We start from the raw sequence: 16942 nt of genomic DNA, 5'->3' as shown, positions 1-16942 counted from the left end.
TGATATTCAATTTTACGTGCCTCTTTAATTTTGTTCAACAAAAAAGGCCTAGTAAAAACTAGGCCTTTTAGCAATTCTAATTAGTTAAAATTAGAATTTAACGTTTACGCTTGCAAAGAAACGACGACCTAACACATCGTAAGTGTACGGGTCAGTGTTTGAGTCGTTGTTACCAGTGTAGTAAGGAGGCTGTTTATCGAACAAGTTGTTTACACCTGCTGAAAGAGAAACAGTATCGTTTACTAGGTAGCTACCACTCAAGTCACTGTAGATAACTGATGGTGTTGTAGGTGCATAACACGTGTCTTTATTTAGACATGCGTAGCTATCCATACCCGCGATGTAACGCATTTGGTATTGTGCATCCCAGTTGTCACCTGACACATTAATGGTTAGGTTTGACTTAAGATCTGCATAACCACCAGTACCAGAAGTAATTACACCGGCGTAATCAACTGGAGAACCCGTTACTGCAACTACATACTCTTCTAAGTATGTTGTGTCTAAGCCTGCTTTCCAGTTAAGGCCTGCAGCTTCAAAGCTGTATGCTAGGTTTAAATCAACACCCGATGTTTTTTCAGAACCTACGTTTTGTAACTGGTTATTAAATTTAACACGGCCAGTTGCATCCATTGAAACACCCGCTGACTTACAAAGTGCTGTGCTAGAATTTGCTGGGTTATTTAGACACTGTTCAACAATGTATTGACTATCAACTTGTGTGATCGCATTTTCAATGTCAATCTCATAGTAATCAAGTGTCATTGAGAAACCATCAAACCACTGTGGCTCATAAACAATACCGGCAGTTAAAGTATCAGCTTCTTCTGGTGTTAATGCATCATTACCACCGACTGTTACTTCTGCTTGTTCTTGTGCACCTGGGAAATCAATTTGATCAAACGATGGTGAATTACCTGAATATAACTCAGAAACCGTTGGTGCACGGAAAGCTGTTGAAACAACACTACGTAACATTAATTCATCATTTACTTTCCAAGTAAGACCTAGTTTCCATGTCTCATCAGAACCAAATGTACTGTAATCGAATGCACGAATTGCTGCGCTTAGCTCAACATTTTGTGCAAGAGGTGCATCAGCTAGTAGAGGAATAGCGAACTCAACATAGGCTTCGTTTACATCAAAACCACCTGCAGTTGGCTCAACCATTGGGTCGTTTGCAAGGCCTTGCGCTGTTAATGAATCTGGCGTAAACCATGCTTTTTCTTGACGACGCTCTACACCCGCTGCAAATGCAGCATAACCTGCTGGTAATTCAAACATTTCACCTGAAACAGACGCTGCTAATATGAATAATTGGCTGCCACCGTTGTTAACTTCTGTGTAAACATTTTTGCGGAAATCTTCAGATACCCATGCAGCTTGATCTAATGGGTTGAATTTGCCTTCAGTGATTTGATCCTGAATGGCACCCATGTTGTGAAGATTACTTAACTTATCAACTGAGTCGTTACGACCGAAGTTAGCTGATACGTCCCAAGAATAATCACCCACAAAACCTTCTGCACCTACTACAGCACGAACAGTATCAACTGACTGTTCAAAGTAACGCGCGCCAGTGTCTGACATACGACGACCGTAAGAAATTGCATCACCATTTTTGTAATTCGTTTCTTGTGTGATGTAGTTACCATCAGCATCTTTATCTAAGTAGCCGTCACCATTTAAATCAACACGATTATCATAGCTTTGAGTTAATAGTGAGTCACCCATATTCTCTGTATTGTACTCAAAATCAAACCATACTGGCTGTGGTGCCATTTGCTGCTCTGACCAACGCTTTGTATAAGTAAATTCAGCAAATACGCTTGTGTCATCAGATAGTTCGTATGTAGCGATACCTGTTAAGTTTAAACGCTCCATTGGCGTGTAAAGGTAGCTTGCTGGTGAGTAGTTATAAGCATCTTCATTAGTATAACGATGGTAATCACCACCACGCCCTGTTACACCATTATCATCGATAAGAGAAACTGTTGTATCTTCGCCTTTAGCGTTTACAGTTGTGCCTTTTTCACCGTTACCGTTCCAAATATGACCGCCTTCATTGTATGAAGAACCTGTACAATATAAGCCGTTTGCACCTTCAGCAATTGGACAGTTTGAGTAATCACGATCAGCTTGAGATGCTTTACCACGGTCAGTGTACTGCATGCCGATAACAATATTACCTTTGTCGAATGAGCTGCCTACAGTGAAATCTATAGAATTTTCTGTTGCGTCGCCTTCGCCTGTAATTGCAGTGTTGACGTTCATGTCTAGACCTTCAAAATTATCTTTTAAGATAATATTTACTACGCCTGCAACCGCATCAGTACCGTATACAGCAGATGCACCATCTTTAAGTACTTCTACTTGCTTAATCATTGAAACTGGAATGGTGTTTAAATCAACCGTTGATGCTGCACCAGTACCTGATGCAATCATACGACGACCATTAACAAGTACTAATGTACGGTTAGCACCTAAGCCACGTAAATCGATACGTGCATTACCACCTGAACCATTATTAACACCAGGGTTGGTCATTGCACCGCCTGTAGCGGTCATTTTTTGTAAAACGCTATCAATACTTGTTGCACCCATAGCTTGGATGTCATCAGCACCGATAAGTGTAACTGGGCTTGCGTTTTCCATATCTGAACGCTTGATACGAGAGCCCGTTACTTGAATTTTTTCAATTGACTTTGCTGCTTCGTCTGCAGCTAAAACCTGAACACTTGAGAACATTGGGATTGCTGCAATTACAGCTAAACCAAGAGTTGATTTTTTCATGGATGAACCCTACTTGTTGAAAAATTTACCTAAATTGGTAATGCCCACTTTTATGAGAATTTTGAGTGAGCGGGAGCAACTTAGGCGCCTTTAACTGAACGAAAACTTAACAGGTGAGTGTTTTACAATCTACACAAATTGGGGCGTCCCACGAAAGGAACAAAGGTTACAGTATGTTTCATTGTTAATGAATAAAAACACATATAAATCATATACTAAACCAAATCAAATCACATAAAAAACACAGGTGAAATCAAATGGGTAGAGTTTGTAATTAAATGTAATTATCGGGATAGTGTGCCTTAAATAGGAAAATTAACATGTTAATCACAGCTCGTTATTAAAACGGTAAAACTAGGTGTTAATTACTAACCATATTTATGCAAGGAGATTGTTTATTTAGTCTGAAATTTTTTGTTATAAGTTTTAATCATGCAAATTTTATGTGTATTGAGAGTTTCAGACTGGTTACAAGTTAAAGCAAAAACTGTCATCAAAGTGGGTCCATTAGATAAACCCATCTATAAATGATATGGGTACTTTATTGCATGTATGAGCACAATTGAATAAGTAAGCCCATCAGCACTGAAGCTATTAAACTTGAAGATAAATAGGTTTCTTGTGCTCTGCTAGGGGGGGTTATTTTAACTGACGTGCTTTAACTGCAGATAACTATTGAGTGTGAGATAGGTGATATTTTGCTTTGCCACTATAATGCTATGGGAATGGCACAGTTAAAAGCCGCACCTGAATAGAATATCTTTAATAGGTAACGTTAAAAAAGTATTCAACATTTTCGCTTGTGGCGGTGTTTGTATCGACAGTAGTAAGAACAAGCTTCCATACCATATTTTTTTCTGAGCAAATCCCAACCATAGTATTTGCTAACCAAATATGACCCTGTTTAGTAAACTGCACCGGAATGTAGCCCATATACATAGTTACTCCCTCTAACTTAGCCGCTGTTATTGTTACGCCAGCCGGTAACTGTGCATAAATTGAAAACGGTGTTTCCGGTGATAGGGTTTCCTCGCTCAGCCACACTTTAACTTGATTTGCAAAAATACAGGGGGCGTTATTTTTACACTCGGTTTGTGATTGGCTTACTTTTGGTGTTGTTGTTGATCCAGAAAAGTCACAGCCTAGTAAAAATAATAGAAAAGAAAGTAAACACACTTTATACATATACATGCAGGTTCTCAAAATATTTAATATATGAGCCCATCATTAGGGCAAGTTGGTTGATTATCGGCTTTAGTGAGCGAGTAAGGTACAAATCACCTCAAAAAATAGACAGCAACTTAATAAAGTTTGATTGATGTCATATTATTACGCAATTGACCTATCTTTTTAAGGCCAAAAAATTTATCATTTCAACCGCAAAAAAAACAAGTATTTCTTGAGATTATTATCTTTAAAACCACATATTGTGGGGTTTAGATAGTATACTTTGGAATAATAGTAGGTCCTACTTTAACAAGTGGGTAATTCATTTCTAAACGCATTTATTGCAGCGGAAGCCAGAAAATGAGCCAAACAGTAGCATCACAAACTGAGTACAATTATAAAGTTGTACGCCAATTCGCTATTATGACAGTGATTTGGGGCATCGTTGGCATGGGTATTGGGGTTCTAATTGCTGCCCAACTAGCTTGGCCAGCACTTAACTTTGACACACCATGGTTAACTTACTCTCGACTTCGTCCGTTACACACGAACGCAGTAATTTTCGCATTTGGTACAAGTGCTCTTTTTGCGACGTCTTATTACGTCGTACAACGTACATGTCAAACGCGCCTTCTTTCAGATAAATTAGCCGCCTTTACCTTTTGGGGTTGGCAGTTAGTTATTGTTCTTGCAGCCATTACTTTACCAATGGGTATTTCTACTTCTAAAGAGTATGCAGAACTTGAGTGGCCTATCGATATCTTAATTGCTGTTGTTTGGGTAACTTACGCTATCGTCTTTATGGGCACCATTGCTAAACGTAAAGTAGCACATATTTATGTAGCTAACTGGTTCTATGCTGGTTTCATTATTACTGTTGCAGTACTTCATATTGTTAACAGCATGGCTGTTCCAGTCTCACTAACCAAATCATACTCAATTTACGCCGGTGCGGTTGATGCAATGGTTCAGTGGTGGTACGGACACAACGCTGTAGGTTTCCTTCTTACTGCTGGTTTCTTAGGTATGATGTATTACTTTGTACCAAAGCAAGCGGGTCGTCCAGTTTACTCATACCGTTTATCGGTTGTTCACTTTTGGGCACTTATCTCGCTTTACATTTGGGCAGGCCCTCACCACCTTCACTACACTGCGCTTCCTGATTGGACGCAAAGCTTAGGTATGGTGATGTCTATTATCTTATTTGTACCGTCTTGGGGTGGTATGATCAACGGTATTATGACGCTTTCAGGTGCATGGCATAAGCTACGTACTGACCCGGTACTTCGTTTCTTAGTTGTTTCATTGTCTTTCTACGGTATGTCGACATTTGAAGGCCCAATGATGGCAATTAAATCTGTAAATGCGTTATCGCACTACACAGATTGGACTGTAGGTCACGTACACTCAGGTGCATTAGGTTGGGTTGCAATGATTTCTATCGGTGCTATTTACCACCTTATCCCAGCGTTATTCTCGCAAGGTCGTATGTACAGCATTAAATTAATCAATACACACTTCTGGTTACACACAGTGGGTGTTGTTTTATACATTGTTGCAATGTGGATTTCAGGTGTAATGCAAGGCCTAATGTGGCGTGCAGTTAACTCTGACGGTACATTAATGTACAGCTTTGTTCAGTCGTTAGAAGCCTCTCATCCTTTCTATGTTATGCGTTTCTTAGGCGGTGTATTCATCGTCGCAGGTATGCTGGTTATGGCTTATAACGTTTATCGTACAGTTTCAGCGAAAAATAACTCGCTAGAACTTGATGAACAAGCGCAGTTAGCATAACGGAGTCAGATAATGAGCAATAAAAATTCGCAAAATAAACACGAAATTATCGAGAAAAACATCGGCCTTATGGCTATCTTGACTGTTTTCGCAATCAGCTTTGGTGCATTAGTAGAAATTACCCCGCTAATGTTCCAAGACGACACAACTAAACCCGTTGATGGGTTACGCCCATTAAACGCGCTTGAATTTGAAGGTCGTGACATCTATGTACGTGAAGGCTGTGCTAACTGTCACTCACAAATGATTCGTCCATTTCGTGATGAAGTTGAGCGTTACGGTCACTACTCGGTTGCGGGTGAGTCAGTATGGGATCACCCATTCCTTTGGGGTTCTAAACGTACTGGTCCTGACTTAGCACGTGTAGGTAAACGTTACTCAGATGACTGGCATTATGCGCACTTAGTTGATCCACGTGCTGTGGTTCCTGAGTCGAATATGCCAGGCTTCCCTTGGTTAGCAGAGAACACGCTCGATACAAGCTTAACTCTGAAAAAGCTACAAATTTTCCGTGACACGTTTGCTATTAACCCAGAAAACCCAAAACACCCGGGTTTAGGTTATGGCAGTGACGAGGAATTAATCGCTGACATTGCTAAAGTTGACGCAATGAATGACGGTAAAGGTGCAACAGAAATGCAAGCCCTTATTGCTTATTTGCAACAACTTGGCACACATTTGAAGTAGATTATTATGGACTACGGGACATACAGAGGCATTTTGACTCTGGTAATTTTAGTATTATTTATTGTGATTGTTGGATGGGCATATAGCAAGCGTAGTAAAAGTCGTTTTAAAGACGCTGCTAATGTCATCTTTGAAGATGAAAAAAAACACAACAATACACTCTCTAACGAGGAAAAGGGGTCTGAGAAATGACTAGCTTTTGGAGTATATGGGTTATTGTATTAACCCTTGCATGCTTAATCATTATCTTTGGTCTACTAGTTTGGAACTTAAAAAACTATGTAGGCGTAAAAGAAGGTGAAAGCTGTGGACATGAGTTTGACGGCATTGAAGAATTAAACAATCCACTACCAAAATGGTGGACTTACATGTTCTTCGCAACGTTTGTATGGTCTGTTTATTACCTAGCAGCTTACCCAGGTTTAGGTAATTGGGAAGGCTTGGCAAAGTGGACTAGCTCAAATCAAGGTGTTACCTCTTTAACTGAATCGAAAGAAGCAGTCATTGATGCTAAAGAAGATGGCCGCTTTGTAAAGCTAGATGCAGAATACCGCGCTGCTGAAGAGCGTTTTGGTCCGATTTTTAATGAATTGGCAAAAACCCCTGTTTTAGAATTAGTTGACTCTAAATTAGCGGGTGATGCAGCTCAGCAAATCGCTCTTGAAAATGGCACTAAACATGAACAAACGCAGGGTCAATTAGCAGTTGAAATTGGTCAACGCTTATTTGCTCAAAACTGTGCGCAATGTCATGGCTCTGATGCTCGTGGTGGTACTGGCTTCCCTAACCTAACAGATAACGACTGGTTATATGGCGGTACGCCTGACAAAATCAGAGAAACATTACTTTTAGGTCGTGTTGCAGCAATGCCGCCTTGGGGTGATGCATTAGGCGAGCAAGGCGTTAAAGAAATGACCGCTTACGTACTTAGCCTCTCTGGTCGTACTGTTAACCAAAAAGACGCTGAGGCAGGTAAAGCGAAGTTCGCTATGTGTGCAGCATGTCATGGGGCAGATGGTAAAGGCTCAGTTGCGCATAACCTACCGTTTGGTGCACCAAATCTAACTGATAACATTTGGTTATACGGTGGTTCTCAACGTGCTGTTGAAGAAACACTTAACCACGGTCGTGCTGGTGTAATGCCTGCATTTAAAGAGATTTTAGGCGAAGACAAAATTCACCTATTAACTGCTTACGTTTACAGCTTATCGCAAGAAAAATAACGATAAAGTTAACAAAACGTTTCAGTTTTAATCTTTTTATTTCAATAGATTAATACAGATCAAAAAAGCCTCCACTCGGAGGCTTTTTTTTAGTCTTTTTCTTTTATTTATTATAATATAGCTGCACATTCATCAATTTTAGAGCAACTATGCAACCGACTCCGTGGTATAAAAATTTTTGGCCTTGGTTTTTAATCTTCTTCCCTCTAGCTGCAATTATTGGCTGCATTAGTTTATTTATTACAGCCATTGGTAACGGCCCAGATATGGTTGTGGACGATTACTATAAAAAAGGCAAAGCAATCAACTTAGAACTAATCAAGTTTGATAAAGCAAAAGCCTTGTATCTGCATGGTGACCTAAATGTATCTGATGAGCGAGTAAGCTTTAAATTTACTAAAGGCGATACGAGCAACATCCACGCACTAAAATTGTCATTTTTCCACCGTACTATTAAAGCCCACGATTTTGAAGCAACCTTGACGCCTAATGCAAACCAAGAGTTTACTGCATTATTAGAAAGCTACACGGCTGGTGCTTACTCAGTGTTTATTGAACCCGTTGATGCTAGTTGGAAAATGAAAGAAAGTGTCACTTTACCAACCACAACCACCGTTTTAGTTACTCCTAACTATAAGTAGTATTTAGTATGTCTAAAAATTGCTTTCATTGTCTTGAAAGTGTGCCTGCTGGGTTTAGCGCACATGTAGTTATAGACAATACATCTCAGCCAATGTGTTGCATTGGCTGTCAGGCTGTTGCACAGAATATCATTGACCAAGGAATGACCGATTACTACAAATACCGCACTGTTAGCGCTGGTAAAGTAGAACAACTGGTTCCTGAACAGCTCGCTTTTATTAAAAGCTATGACAATGAAGATATTCAAGATGAGTTTATTAGCACCCATAATGACAGTTCTGAGGTACTACTGAGTGTTGAAGGTATAACTTGCGCTGCCTGTGCTTGGCTTATTGAAAAACAATTATTAAACCTTAAATCAGTAAAACGCGTTGATGTAAATACCTCAACGAATCGTGCCATGATCCACTGGGATAAAAGCGCCACGCCTTTAAGTGAGCTAATTACCTCACTGGCTGAAATAGGTTATAAAGCGTACCCTTTCCAATCAGATTTAGAAGCCCAGCAAAAACAGCAAACTGCCAAAGCGTATATTCGTCGTCTCGGTGTTGCAGGTTTGATGACCATGCAAGTGATGATGTTTGCCTTTGCAATGTACTTTGGCATGTTCTCTGGAATGGACAGCAATTTTGAACAGTACTTTAGATGGATCAGTTTAATTCTCGCCACCCCCGTTATTCTATACAGCGCCCTGCCCTTTTTAAGTAATGCAATTAATGGCTTAAAAGCAAAACAGCTGAATATGGACTTACCAGTATCATTGGCTATTTTTGGTGCTTATGGCGCTAGCTGTTATGCCACAGTAATGGAAGTAGGCGAAGTTTACTTTGAATCTATTTGTATGTTTACCTTTTTACTCTTATTAGGTAAATACTTAGAGTTTAGAGCGCGTTTAAAAGCCAGTGAATTTACTGCTAACTTGCAAAAGTTGTTACCCCTTACTGCGCGTACGCTCGATGAACACGGTAATGAGCACATCATTGCCGCCAAAAAACTCAAACTTAACGATATTGTGTTAATAAAAGCAGGCGAAACCATTCCTGCTGATGGCATATTAGTTAAAGGCAGTACCAGTGTTGATGAGTCGATGATGACCGGCGAACATCAACCAGTACGAAAGTATATTGATCATAACGTATATGCAGGCACGGTTAATCATGATGGTATAATTGAAATAAAAATCAATAAGCTAGGCCAAAACACCCTGCTTAATCAAATTATTCGCCTGCAACATAATGCCCTGACAAAACGCCCAAGACTGGTTGAAATTACCGATAAAGTGGCGCAGTGGTTTGTTGCTGTATTACTGGTATTTGCTTCCATAACTGCGATTGGTTGGTATCAGGTAGATCCTGACGTTGCATTTTGGATCACTATTTCGGTGTTAGTGGCCACTTGCCCGTGCGCATTAAGTTTAGCAATTCCAACCGCATTAACCTGTGCTGTAGCAACCTTAACCCGCAAAGGCATATTAATTAAGCAAGCGCATGTGCTCGAAACCCTATCAAAGCTCACTTTATTTGCCTTTGATAAAACAGGTACGCTTACACAAGGTAAGTTTAGCCTCGACGTGGTTGACATACTTGATGATAACTACAGTAAAGAGCAAGTTCTTGATATTGCAGCCCAGCTTGAAAGTTACTCTGAACACCCTATTGCCAGTGCATTTAAGGAGTTTAAAGGACAGCGTAAATTTGACGATGTACAACTCCACCCAGGCATTGGGATAAGTGCTCAGTTTGATAATACGCATTACGCTATTGGTAAAAGTGGTTGGTTTGATACAAAGAAAACCAACGCACAGGCCACGCTTTACATAAACAAGCAGGCTGTTGCACGCTTTTACTTTGTAGATAAAGTTAAAGCCGATGCCGATAAGCTAATTAATGTTTTACAAGCGGCTAACCTTAGTTGCCATATGCTAACTGGTGATGCATCTGATGCGGGTGCCAAAGTCGCTAAAAAGTTAAAGCTTAACTCAGTGCAAGCCAGTTGCAGTCCAAAAGATAAACAAAATGCCGTTGATCACTGGTCATCGCAAGGTGAAATTGTTGCTATGGTTGGTGATGGCGTAAACGACAGCCCAGTATTTGCCAGTGCCCATTTATCTATCGCCATGGAAACCGGTGCCGATATATCTAAAAACAGTGCCGATGTTGTATTGCTTAACAGTGACTTAGCCTCCATCTCGCATTTATTAACCGTTGCCAAGCAAACACGACGTATAATTAAACAAAACCTAACACTTTCTTTATTATATAATGGCTCAATATTACCGCTTGCTGCTATGGGCTTAGTTGCGCCGTGGATGGCGGTTATTGGTATGTCTGCCAGCTCAATTATTGTGATATGTAATTCACTAAGGCTATTAAAGTTATGAGCATAATTTATATTTTAGTTCCTATTGCTATTTTGTTTGTATTAATTGCTATTGGCGTGTTTTTTTGGGCTGTAAAAGGCGAGCAATTCTCTGATTTAAACAAGCAAGGCCACAGTATTTTGTTTGAAGACGACAAAGAGCAGCACAATAAAAGTAATGATTGACCCTATTTTTGTTAGCGCTTTTTTAATGGGTTTAATTGGCAGTGGTCATTGCATTGCTATGTGTGGCGGTATTGCCAGTTCGTTACAACTTGCCTGTAACAAACGTCAAACCTGGTTATATTCTGTTGCTTATAACAGCGGTCGAGCTTTAAGTTATATGTTAGCAGGAGCCCTTGTTGCGGGTATTAGTAGCCAGTTTGCCACGCAAAATTCTGCCTTTTCATTATTTTTGTCATTTTTAGCCGGTATTTTTATGTTACTGGTTGGCGTTTATATTATGCGCATAGCCGCCACCTTACAGTGGCTTGAAAAACTGGGTAAAACCCTTATTTGGCAGCACTTAATTAAACTTAATAAATATTTAATGCCCATTGATTCGCCTTTAAAAGCCCTTGGTTATGGCGCGTTATGGGGCTGGTTACCGTGCGGTTTAGTATACTCTGCACTTACCTGGGCAATGACCAGTGGCAACGCCCTCAATGGTGCTTTGGTTATGCTGTCATTTGCCCTAGGGACATTTCCTGCCATGATCACCTTAGGTGTGGCTGCACAAAAGCTAAATACGCTTTTTAACCACCCATGGACACGAATAACATTAGGCAGTGTTATCATTTGGTACGGTATCTACCTTCTGATCATTGCAACAGATAAGCTAGTGCATTAACATTGATAAATGTCGTGCATAGAAATTTAACGGATTGAACTTATGGATTTTTCTCAAAGTCGTGCTAAAGGTAATTGTGCTATTAGCTGTAATAACTGCAGTATTAGCCAGTTATGTTTACCATTTTCTTTAAATGGCCAAGAAATGGATAAACTTGATGAGATCATTGAGCGAAAAAAACCATTACACAAAGGTGACTACTTATTTGAATCAGGCGCGCCTTTAAATGCAATTTATGCGGTTCGTTCAGGCTCGTTTAAATCGTATACCTTGTCTGAGCAAGGCGATGAACAAATTACCGGTTTTCACTTAGCTGGCGACCTTGTTGGATTTGATGCCATTAACAAAATGCAGCATCAAAGCTTTTCTCAAGCACTAGAAACCTCAATGGTATGTGAAATCCCCTTTGATACCCTTGACGAACTTGCTGGTAAACTGCCTAAGCTACGCCAACAAATTATGCGCTTAATGAGTAGTGAAATAACCTACGATCAAGAAATGCTGCTACTACTTAATAAAAAGTCTGCCGAAGAACGCCTAGCGAGTTTTATTTATAATTTATCAGAGCGTTTTGGTGAACGTGGTTTTTCACGTAAAGAATTTAGATTTACTATGACTCGCGGTGAAATTGGCAACTACCTTGGTTTAACTGTTGAAACCATTAGCCGTTTATTGAGCCGTTTTCAAAAAGCAGATTTGATCAAAGTAGAAGGTAAGTTTATTACTATTTTAGATAATGACGCGCTTGCGAAAACAGCTGCGATTGTAAAACCCCGTTAATAGATCAATAAATTGATATAGAACAATAATCTTAGTGCTACCCCTTTAACTGTTGTGTATTTGCGTTACACTAAATATATAACTGTTAAGTGAATGGAGTAGCACAATGGAAACGATTAAACGTATTATCGCGGTTATTGACCCAACTAAAGACGATCAAAATGCCCTCGCGCGTTCAATAGATTTAGCCAAAAAATCGGGTGCGAGCATTACCGCCTTTATGACGGTTTACGATTTTTCTTACGAAATGACCACTATGTTATCAGGCGATGAACGTGAAGCAATGCGTCAAGCCGTCCTCAAAGATCGCGAGCTATGGCTTAAAGATCTGGTCTCTCCTTATCAAAATATTAATATTGATACGCAAGTTATTTGGCATAATCGACCATACGAGGCAATAATTAATACCGTTATCAATGATAAATACGACTTAGTTATCAAAGGTACGCATCAACACGGCGCACTAAAAGCGGTTATTTTTACTCCTACAGACTGGCACTTAGTTAGAAAATGCCCAACGCCGGTATTATTTGTAAAAGATATGCAATGGCCAGCACAAGGTAATATTTTAGCTGCCGTAAATGCAGTCAGTGAAAATGAACAGCACCTATCACTTAATAAGCGCATTATTAAAGATGCACAGTTTTTATGTGAACTCGCTAATGCTAAACTTAACTTAGTCAATGCTTTCCCTGCTACACCGGTAAATATTGCCATAGAAATTCCTGAGTTTAACCCCGGGCTTTACAACGAATCAGTTAAAAAACATCATATTGAGTCAACTAATGAACTAGCTAATGAGTTTAACTTAACCTCTGAGCAGTGCTTTATAGAAGAAGGCTTGCCAGAAGATGTGATACCAGATGTTGCTAAACGTTTAAATAGTGAATTAGTGGTTATTGGCACTGTGGGACGTACCGGCTTAAGTGCAGCATTAGTAGGTAACACCGCTGAGCATGTTATTGACAGCCTTGATTGTGATGTACTTGCATTGAAACCTGACGGCTATGTAAGCCCCCTTGCAGAAAGTTAACGTTTGCTGTAGCTGTGATATTACATATGGCATATAATACGCCCCTTTATTTTTAGCAATTAATTTTGCCGTACTATTTATAAGGGGGCGTAGTGTCTCATTCTGCTCAAGCCAAAGCTCAACACAACTTAAATAAGCTTCAAAAGCGTTTACGCCGCCTCACAGGTCAAGCTGTCATGGACTTTAACATGATAGAAGAAGGTGACCGTATCATGGTGTGCTTATCGGGCGGCAAAGACAGTTATACTATGCTCGATATGCTGCAACATTTACAGCGGGTTGCCCCTATTAAGTTTGAGCTTTTTGCGGTTAACCTTGACCAAAAACAACCAGGCTTCCCTGAGCATGTACTGCCTGAATACCTTGATAACTTAAATATTGAATATAAAATTGTCGAAGAAGATACCTACAGTATTGTTACCGATATTATTCCTGAAGGTAAAACAACATGCTCACTTTGCTCTCGTCTGCGTCGTGGTATTTTGTACCGCACCGCTAAAGAGCTAGGAGCCACAAAAATAGCTTTAGGCCATCACCGCGATGACATGATAGAAACCTTGTTTTTAAATATGTTTTACGGTGGCAAACTTAAAAGTATGCCGGCTAAGCTAATGAGTGATAACGGCGAGCACATGGTTATTCGCCCATTAGCATATTGTAAAGAAGCCGATATTAGCCAATACGCATTTAGCCAAGGCTACCCTATTATTCCGTGTAACTTATGTGGCTCACAAGAAAACTTACAACGTAAGCACACTAAAAATATGCTAGCGCAATGGAATAAAGAGCACCCTGGGCGTATAGAAAGTATTTTTACTGCCATGCAAAATGTTGTGCCTTCGCATTTAGCTGATAACCAACTGTTTGATTTTGCAAATCTGCAAACCGGTGACGTTATTGATGGTGGCGACATTGCGTTAGATAAACCCGACATACCAAAAGCGCCGGTTAATCCTGAACAAGATGAAACAAACCAAGCAGATGTAGTTACTATTAACTTAAGCTAATTTTTAAGGGTTTGCAGTAATGCAAACCCTACACTCTGTTCTATGCTACTACTTACTGGCAGCTAATCCTTGTAAAAACTCTAAACTCTGCATTTCTTGTTTATTCGCCTGATAAGGCAGCTGTTGTAAGCTATCGTAAGCAAAATCCTCAATAGTAAACTCACTTATTTCACTTTGTCCAAAGCTGTTACGCTCACCTGGGCTTGGCGACATACGTTCAATAACAAAGTCCCTCAACCGTAAGTCATTCGTTTGCTTAGGCAAAACAGACCAATGCGCTTTAAAATCAATTTGTTGGCTGCCTTCATTTAAACGTGCTTTAGCAACTAAATGTGCTAATGGCGAAGTTCCACTGTATAAGTTAGCTCTTAGACGATATAAGCCACTTTTTATCACTGTTAAGTTAGCAGGCACTATCATATTATCATTACGTGGATACGCGTTATCAAAGCTAGTTAGGGTCGCACTAGGCGGCATATATTGTATTTGTGCCACCACAGGAACCATTTTACCCGCAATGTCGGCTTCAACTAATAACTGTAAATTGCGAGGATAGTCCTCCTCACCTTTAAACGTAATTGCCAACTCATTGTCACGAGCAACACCGCTGTGTGTTTTTAACGGCTGTTTAGTATCAGTATCACTGAGTGTTACCTGTGCTTTACCTAAATTTTGTGCGCTTATGGTTAATTTAATCGCTTGCGGGTAGACATAGCGATATTGAGATAAACTTAAGGTTAACTCCCCGCCCTGCTCTCCCACTGGGCTACTAACCGGAAAAAACTGATTTGGCTTAAGCCGGTCTTCATCATTTACCGTTAGAGGTTGCGAATATGGCGGAAATGCTAAGCTTTGCTGATATTGCTGCGCTACCGCCGATGCTGCTTTAGCTATATCTTCATTAAACTCATGCTGCTCTTCAGGCATTTTTTTTATGCTTGATTTAACTGCTGGTACCTCTGATTTTGCCGACATAGCCGCAAGTTCAGGTGTTTTATTATGCTCTTTAGCTGTTGTTTGCGAAGCTGAATAACTAGCATTACCTTGACCTAAAAACCACACTAAGCCGGCAACAATAATCACTAAAGCAATAACGTAGGATTTTTTCATTGTTATTTATCCTATAACATCAATTCGCAATAGCAGTTAATCATTGTTAGAGCGATAACCTGTTGCTATTTGCATTCAGGTTTTCTTACCTAAAAATAAATCACTGAATAAAGCGAATTAATATAAAAAGCGTGCAGCATATAAAGCCGCACGCACAATCACATTTATGGGATCACATTATATATAAGTGCTGATGCACTCAAATTATCAGAGCCTTTTACATAACGGTATTGTTTTTTCCAAAACCAGCTACCGGTGGTTTCATCTACAGTTTCATATCCTAATGTATCACCAGCTACGCTAATATTATTCATCGCCACCGTTACGTTACCTTGGCGCTGCGCTTGTTGAATTTCGTTATGGCTGTAGCTATTAGTCATCATTAAGGGATAATGGTATGGCATAAAGCTACTAACAGCATCACCTTGTGAAGTTAAACGCCCATTGGTGTCAATATTGGCACTACAACTACCAAATGAGCTTACCGAGCTTGCGCCACATGATGAGTGAGTAGCGACTACCGAATCATCGTTACCACGTAAAAAGCCTGCCGTTAAACCTAAGTAAGCATTACCATCGGCCACAAAACGTAATCGTGGTGTACGCGCATCAGGTAATGGCGCAATTCTGCGTGCATTATTAACTTTTAAATCGTGTAAAACACCTACCGCTTCATTAACCTCACTGCCTAGCCACCATGTTAATGCAGCATCAACTGCAAAATTCCACGATGCGCCGTTTAACGCGCTCACCGCTAAGTCGGCTAATTCACTGCCGCCACCAGCACCCGCCAAATCAAAGGTCGCTATAATATTAAGCGGTTTTAAACCCGCGTTTTCTAGCCAGTTTTCTTGGTTATCTATGATATATCGGGCAACTAAATCACCGGTTGAGTGGGTTACAAACACACAGCCTGGTTCGCATAGATTTGAACGAGAGATCTGTTGTAGCTTGGGCCATACCCAATCTGTGGTAATTTTGCCTTCTATTCGCTCATATGCAGGCCAATCAATACGCTCATCTGCACGATTCACCCAATAAGACTGCCAATAACTTTGACCGTCATTTACCACATCACTGCCTGCTTTATTAGTAAGCTGAGATACTTGCAAGCCATGAATTAAAACTACTTTATACTCTTTACTGAGCGCAGAAAAACTCATTAAGAGTCCTATTGCGGCTGCAAATAAAGTCGCGCGTTTAAATATGTGTGTGTTATTCATATTAATCCTTAACTGATTCAATATTTTTATTATGTTTAGCTTATTACACGCTGATGTCAGTGCATGATAAAAGCAATGCATTGACCAGTATTGGGAACAAATTCAAAAAATGCAACATTTTGTTATCATTTCCACCGTTAAAGCTAAACATCTGCACTAAAATACGACAAAAGCGCTAAACTATTGTGCTAAACAAAATAGCAATAAATACTTTTTTAAGCAGCTTCAACAAACTTTTCTTGGACTGCGATTAACTATTAAACAACACTACTTTT

Annotated in this window: 15 protein-coding genes; 11 read left to right on the top strand and 4 right to left on the bottom strand. The window is 39.9% G+C overall.

The window, feature by feature from the left end:
- Nucleotides 1–90 precede the first annotated feature (90 nt).
- Both P20311_RS03745 and P20311_RS03740 read right to left on the bottom strand, forming a co-directional pair.
- Complete coding sequence (locus P20311_RS03745) at nucleotides 91–2793, bottom strand: TonB-dependent receptor (RefSeq protein ID WP_008109820.1); 2703 nt, start codon at nucleotides 2791–2793, stop codon at nucleotides 91–93.
- Nucleotides 2794–3555: 762 nt separating this feature from the next.
- Entirely contained in the window at nucleotides 3556–3984 is a 429-nt protein-coding gene (locus tag P20311_RS03740; protein ID WP_008109819.1) for a hypothetical protein, read from the bottom strand.
- Nucleotides 3985–4320: 336 nt separating this feature from the next.
- Between P20311_RS03740 and ccoN the strand changes: the two genes are divergently transcribed.
- From ccoN to ttcA, 11 genes are all read left to right on the top strand, one after another.
- Complete coding sequence (gene ccoN / locus P20311_RS03735) at nucleotides 4321–5754, top strand: cytochrome-c oxidase, cbb3-type subunit I (protein WP_008109818.1); 1434 nt, start codon at nucleotides 4321–4323, stop codon at nucleotides 5752–5754.
- A gap of 12 nt (nucleotides 5755–5766) precedes the next feature.
- On the top strand, nucleotides 5767–6441 hold the full coding sequence (gene ccoO, locus P20311_RS03730) for a cytochrome-c oxidase, cbb3-type subunit II (RefSeq protein ID WP_008109817.1): 675 nt from the start codon (nucleotides 5767–5769) through the stop codon (nucleotides 6439–6441).
- Between the two features lie 6 nt (nucleotides 6442–6447).
- Nucleotides 6448–6633 carry a cbb3-type cytochrome c oxidase subunit 3 gene (locus tag P20311_RS03725; RefSeq protein ID WP_010389598.1) on the top strand — a complete coding sequence of 62 codons (186 nt, stop codon included), beginning with the start codon at nucleotides 6448–6450 and terminating at the stop codon, nucleotides 6631–6633.
- On the top strand, nucleotides 6630–7664 hold the full coding sequence (gene ccoP / locus P20311_RS03720) for a cytochrome-c oxidase, cbb3-type subunit III (RefSeq protein ID WP_008109816.1): 1035 nt from the start codon (nucleotides 6630–6632) through the stop codon (nucleotides 7662–7664). The genes P20311_RS03725 and ccoP overlap by 4 nt, the downstream gene beginning before the upstream one ends.
- A gap of 149 nt (nucleotides 7665–7813) precedes the next feature.
- Nucleotides 7814–8305 carry a FixH family protein gene (locus tag P20311_RS03715; RefSeq protein WP_008109815.1) on the top strand — a complete coding sequence of 164 codons (492 nt, stop codon included), beginning with the start codon at nucleotides 7814–7816 and terminating at the stop codon, nucleotides 8303–8305.
- A gap of 8 nt (nucleotides 8306–8313) precedes the next feature.
- The gene (locus tag P20311_RS03710; protein WP_008109814.1) at nucleotides 8314–10686 is read left to right on the top strand and encodes a heavy metal translocating P-type ATPase; all 2373 of its coding nucleotides are present in this window, start codon (nucleotides 8314–8316) and stop codon (nucleotides 10684–10686) included.
- Entirely contained in the window at nucleotides 10683–10850 is a 168-nt protein-coding gene (gene ccoS / locus P20311_RS03705) for a cbb3-type cytochrome oxidase assembly protein CcoS (RefSeq protein WP_008109812.1), read from the top strand. Before P20311_RS03710 ends, ccoS begins: the two co-directional genes overlap by 4 nt.
- Nucleotides 10843–11514 carry a sulfite exporter TauE/SafE family protein gene (locus P20311_RS03700; RefSeq protein ID WP_008109803.1) on the top strand — a complete coding sequence of 224 codons (672 nt, stop codon included), beginning with the start codon at nucleotides 10843–10845 and terminating at the stop codon, nucleotides 11512–11514. Before ccoS ends, P20311_RS03700 begins: the two co-directional genes overlap by 8 nt.
- 42 nt (nucleotides 11515–11556) lie before the next feature.
- A complete protein-coding gene (locus P20311_RS03695; protein WP_008109801.1) occupies nucleotides 11557–12294 on the top strand; it encodes an FNR family transcription factor in 738 nt (245 codons plus the stop codon).
- Nucleotides 12295–12400: 106 nt separating this feature from the next.
- Nucleotides 12401–13327, top strand: a complete 927-nt coding sequence (uspE, locus tag P20311_RS03690) for a universal stress protein UspE (RefSeq protein ID WP_008109799.1) — start codon at nucleotides 12401–12403, stop codon at nucleotides 13325–13327.
- Nucleotides 13328–13419: 92 nt separating this feature from the next.
- Nucleotides 13420–14334, top strand: coding sequence for a tRNA 2-thiocytidine(32) synthetase TtcA (gene ttcA / locus P20311_RS03685; RefSeq protein WP_008109797.1), 915 nt, complete (start codon nucleotides 13420–13422; stop codon nucleotides 14332–14334).
- 48 nt (nucleotides 14335–14382) lie between these two features.
- Here ttcA and P20311_RS03680 read toward each other — a convergent pair whose 3' ends face one another.
- Both P20311_RS03680 and P20311_RS03675 read right to left on the bottom strand, forming a co-directional pair.
- A complete protein-coding gene (locus P20311_RS03680) occupies nucleotides 14383–15444 on the bottom strand; it encodes a hypothetical protein (protein ID WP_008109795.1) in 1062 nt (353 codons plus the stop codon).
- A 164-nt stretch (nucleotides 15445–15608) separates the two neighbouring features.
- Nucleotides 15609–16667, bottom strand: a complete 1059-nt coding sequence (locus tag P20311_RS03675; RefSeq protein ID WP_008109793.1) for a hypothetical protein — start codon at nucleotides 16665–16667, stop codon at nucleotides 15609–15611.
- Between the last annotated feature and the right edge of the window lie 275 nt (nucleotides 16668–16942).

It is taken from the genome of Pseudoalteromonas sp. BSi20311 (genome assembly GCF_000239875.1).
GTDB lineage: Bacteria > Pseudomonadota > Gammaproteobacteria > Enterobacterales > Alteromonadaceae > Pseudoalteromonas.
This window is presented reverse-complemented; position numbering and strand designations above follow the sequence as displayed.

Bases quoted from the DNA above. Each gene is read 5' to 3' on its own strand.
- P20311_RS03745 (WP_008109820.1), bottom strand. From the start codon at position 2,793: ATGAAAAAATCAACTCTTGGTTTAGCTGTAATTGCAGCAATCCCAATG.
- P20311_RS03740 (WP_008109819.1), bottom strand. From the start codon at position 3,984: ATGTATATGTATAAAGTGTGTTTACTTTCTTTTCTATTATTTTTACTA.
- ccoN (WP_008109818.1), top strand. From the start codon at position 4,321: ATGAGCCAAACAGTAGCATCACAAACTGAGTACAATTATAAAGTTGTA.
- ccoO (WP_008109817.1), top strand. From the start codon at position 5,767: ATGAGCAATAAAAATTCGCAAAATAAACACGAAATTATCGAGAAAAAC.
- P20311_RS03725 (WP_010389598.1), top strand. From the start codon at position 6,448: ATGGACTACGGGACATACAGAGGCATTTTGACTCTGGTAATTTTAGTA.
- ccoP (WP_008109816.1), top strand. From the start codon at position 6,630: ATGACTAGCTTTTGGAGTATATGGGTTATTGTATTAACCCTTGCATGC.
- P20311_RS03715 (WP_008109815.1), top strand. From the start codon at position 7,814: ATGCAACCGACTCCGTGGTATAAAAATTTTTGGCCTTGGTTTTTAATC.
- P20311_RS03710 (WP_008109814.1), top strand. From the start codon at position 8,314: ATGTCTAAAAATTGCTTTCATTGTCTTGAAAGTGTGCCTGCTGGGTTT.
- ccoS (WP_008109812.1), top strand. From the start codon at position 10,683: ATGAGCATAATTTATATTTTAGTTCCTATTGCTATTTTGTTTGTATTA.
- P20311_RS03700 (WP_008109803.1), top strand. From the start codon at position 10,843: ATGATTGACCCTATTTTTGTTAGCGCTTTTTTAATGGGTTTAATTGGC.
- P20311_RS03695 (WP_008109801.1), top strand. From the start codon at position 11,557: ATGGATTTTTCTCAAAGTCGTGCTAAAGGTAATTGTGCTATTAGCTGT.
- uspE (WP_008109799.1), top strand. From the start codon at position 12,401: ATGGAAACGATTAAACGTATTATCGCGGTTATTGACCCAACTAAAGAC.
- P20311_RS03680 (WP_008109795.1), bottom strand. From the start codon at position 15,444: ATGAAAAAATCCTACGTTATTGCTTTAGTGATTATTGTTGCCGGCTTA.
- P20311_RS03675 (WP_008109793.1), bottom strand. From the start codon at position 16,667: ATGAATAACACACACATATTTAAACGCGCGACTTTATTTGCAGCCGCA.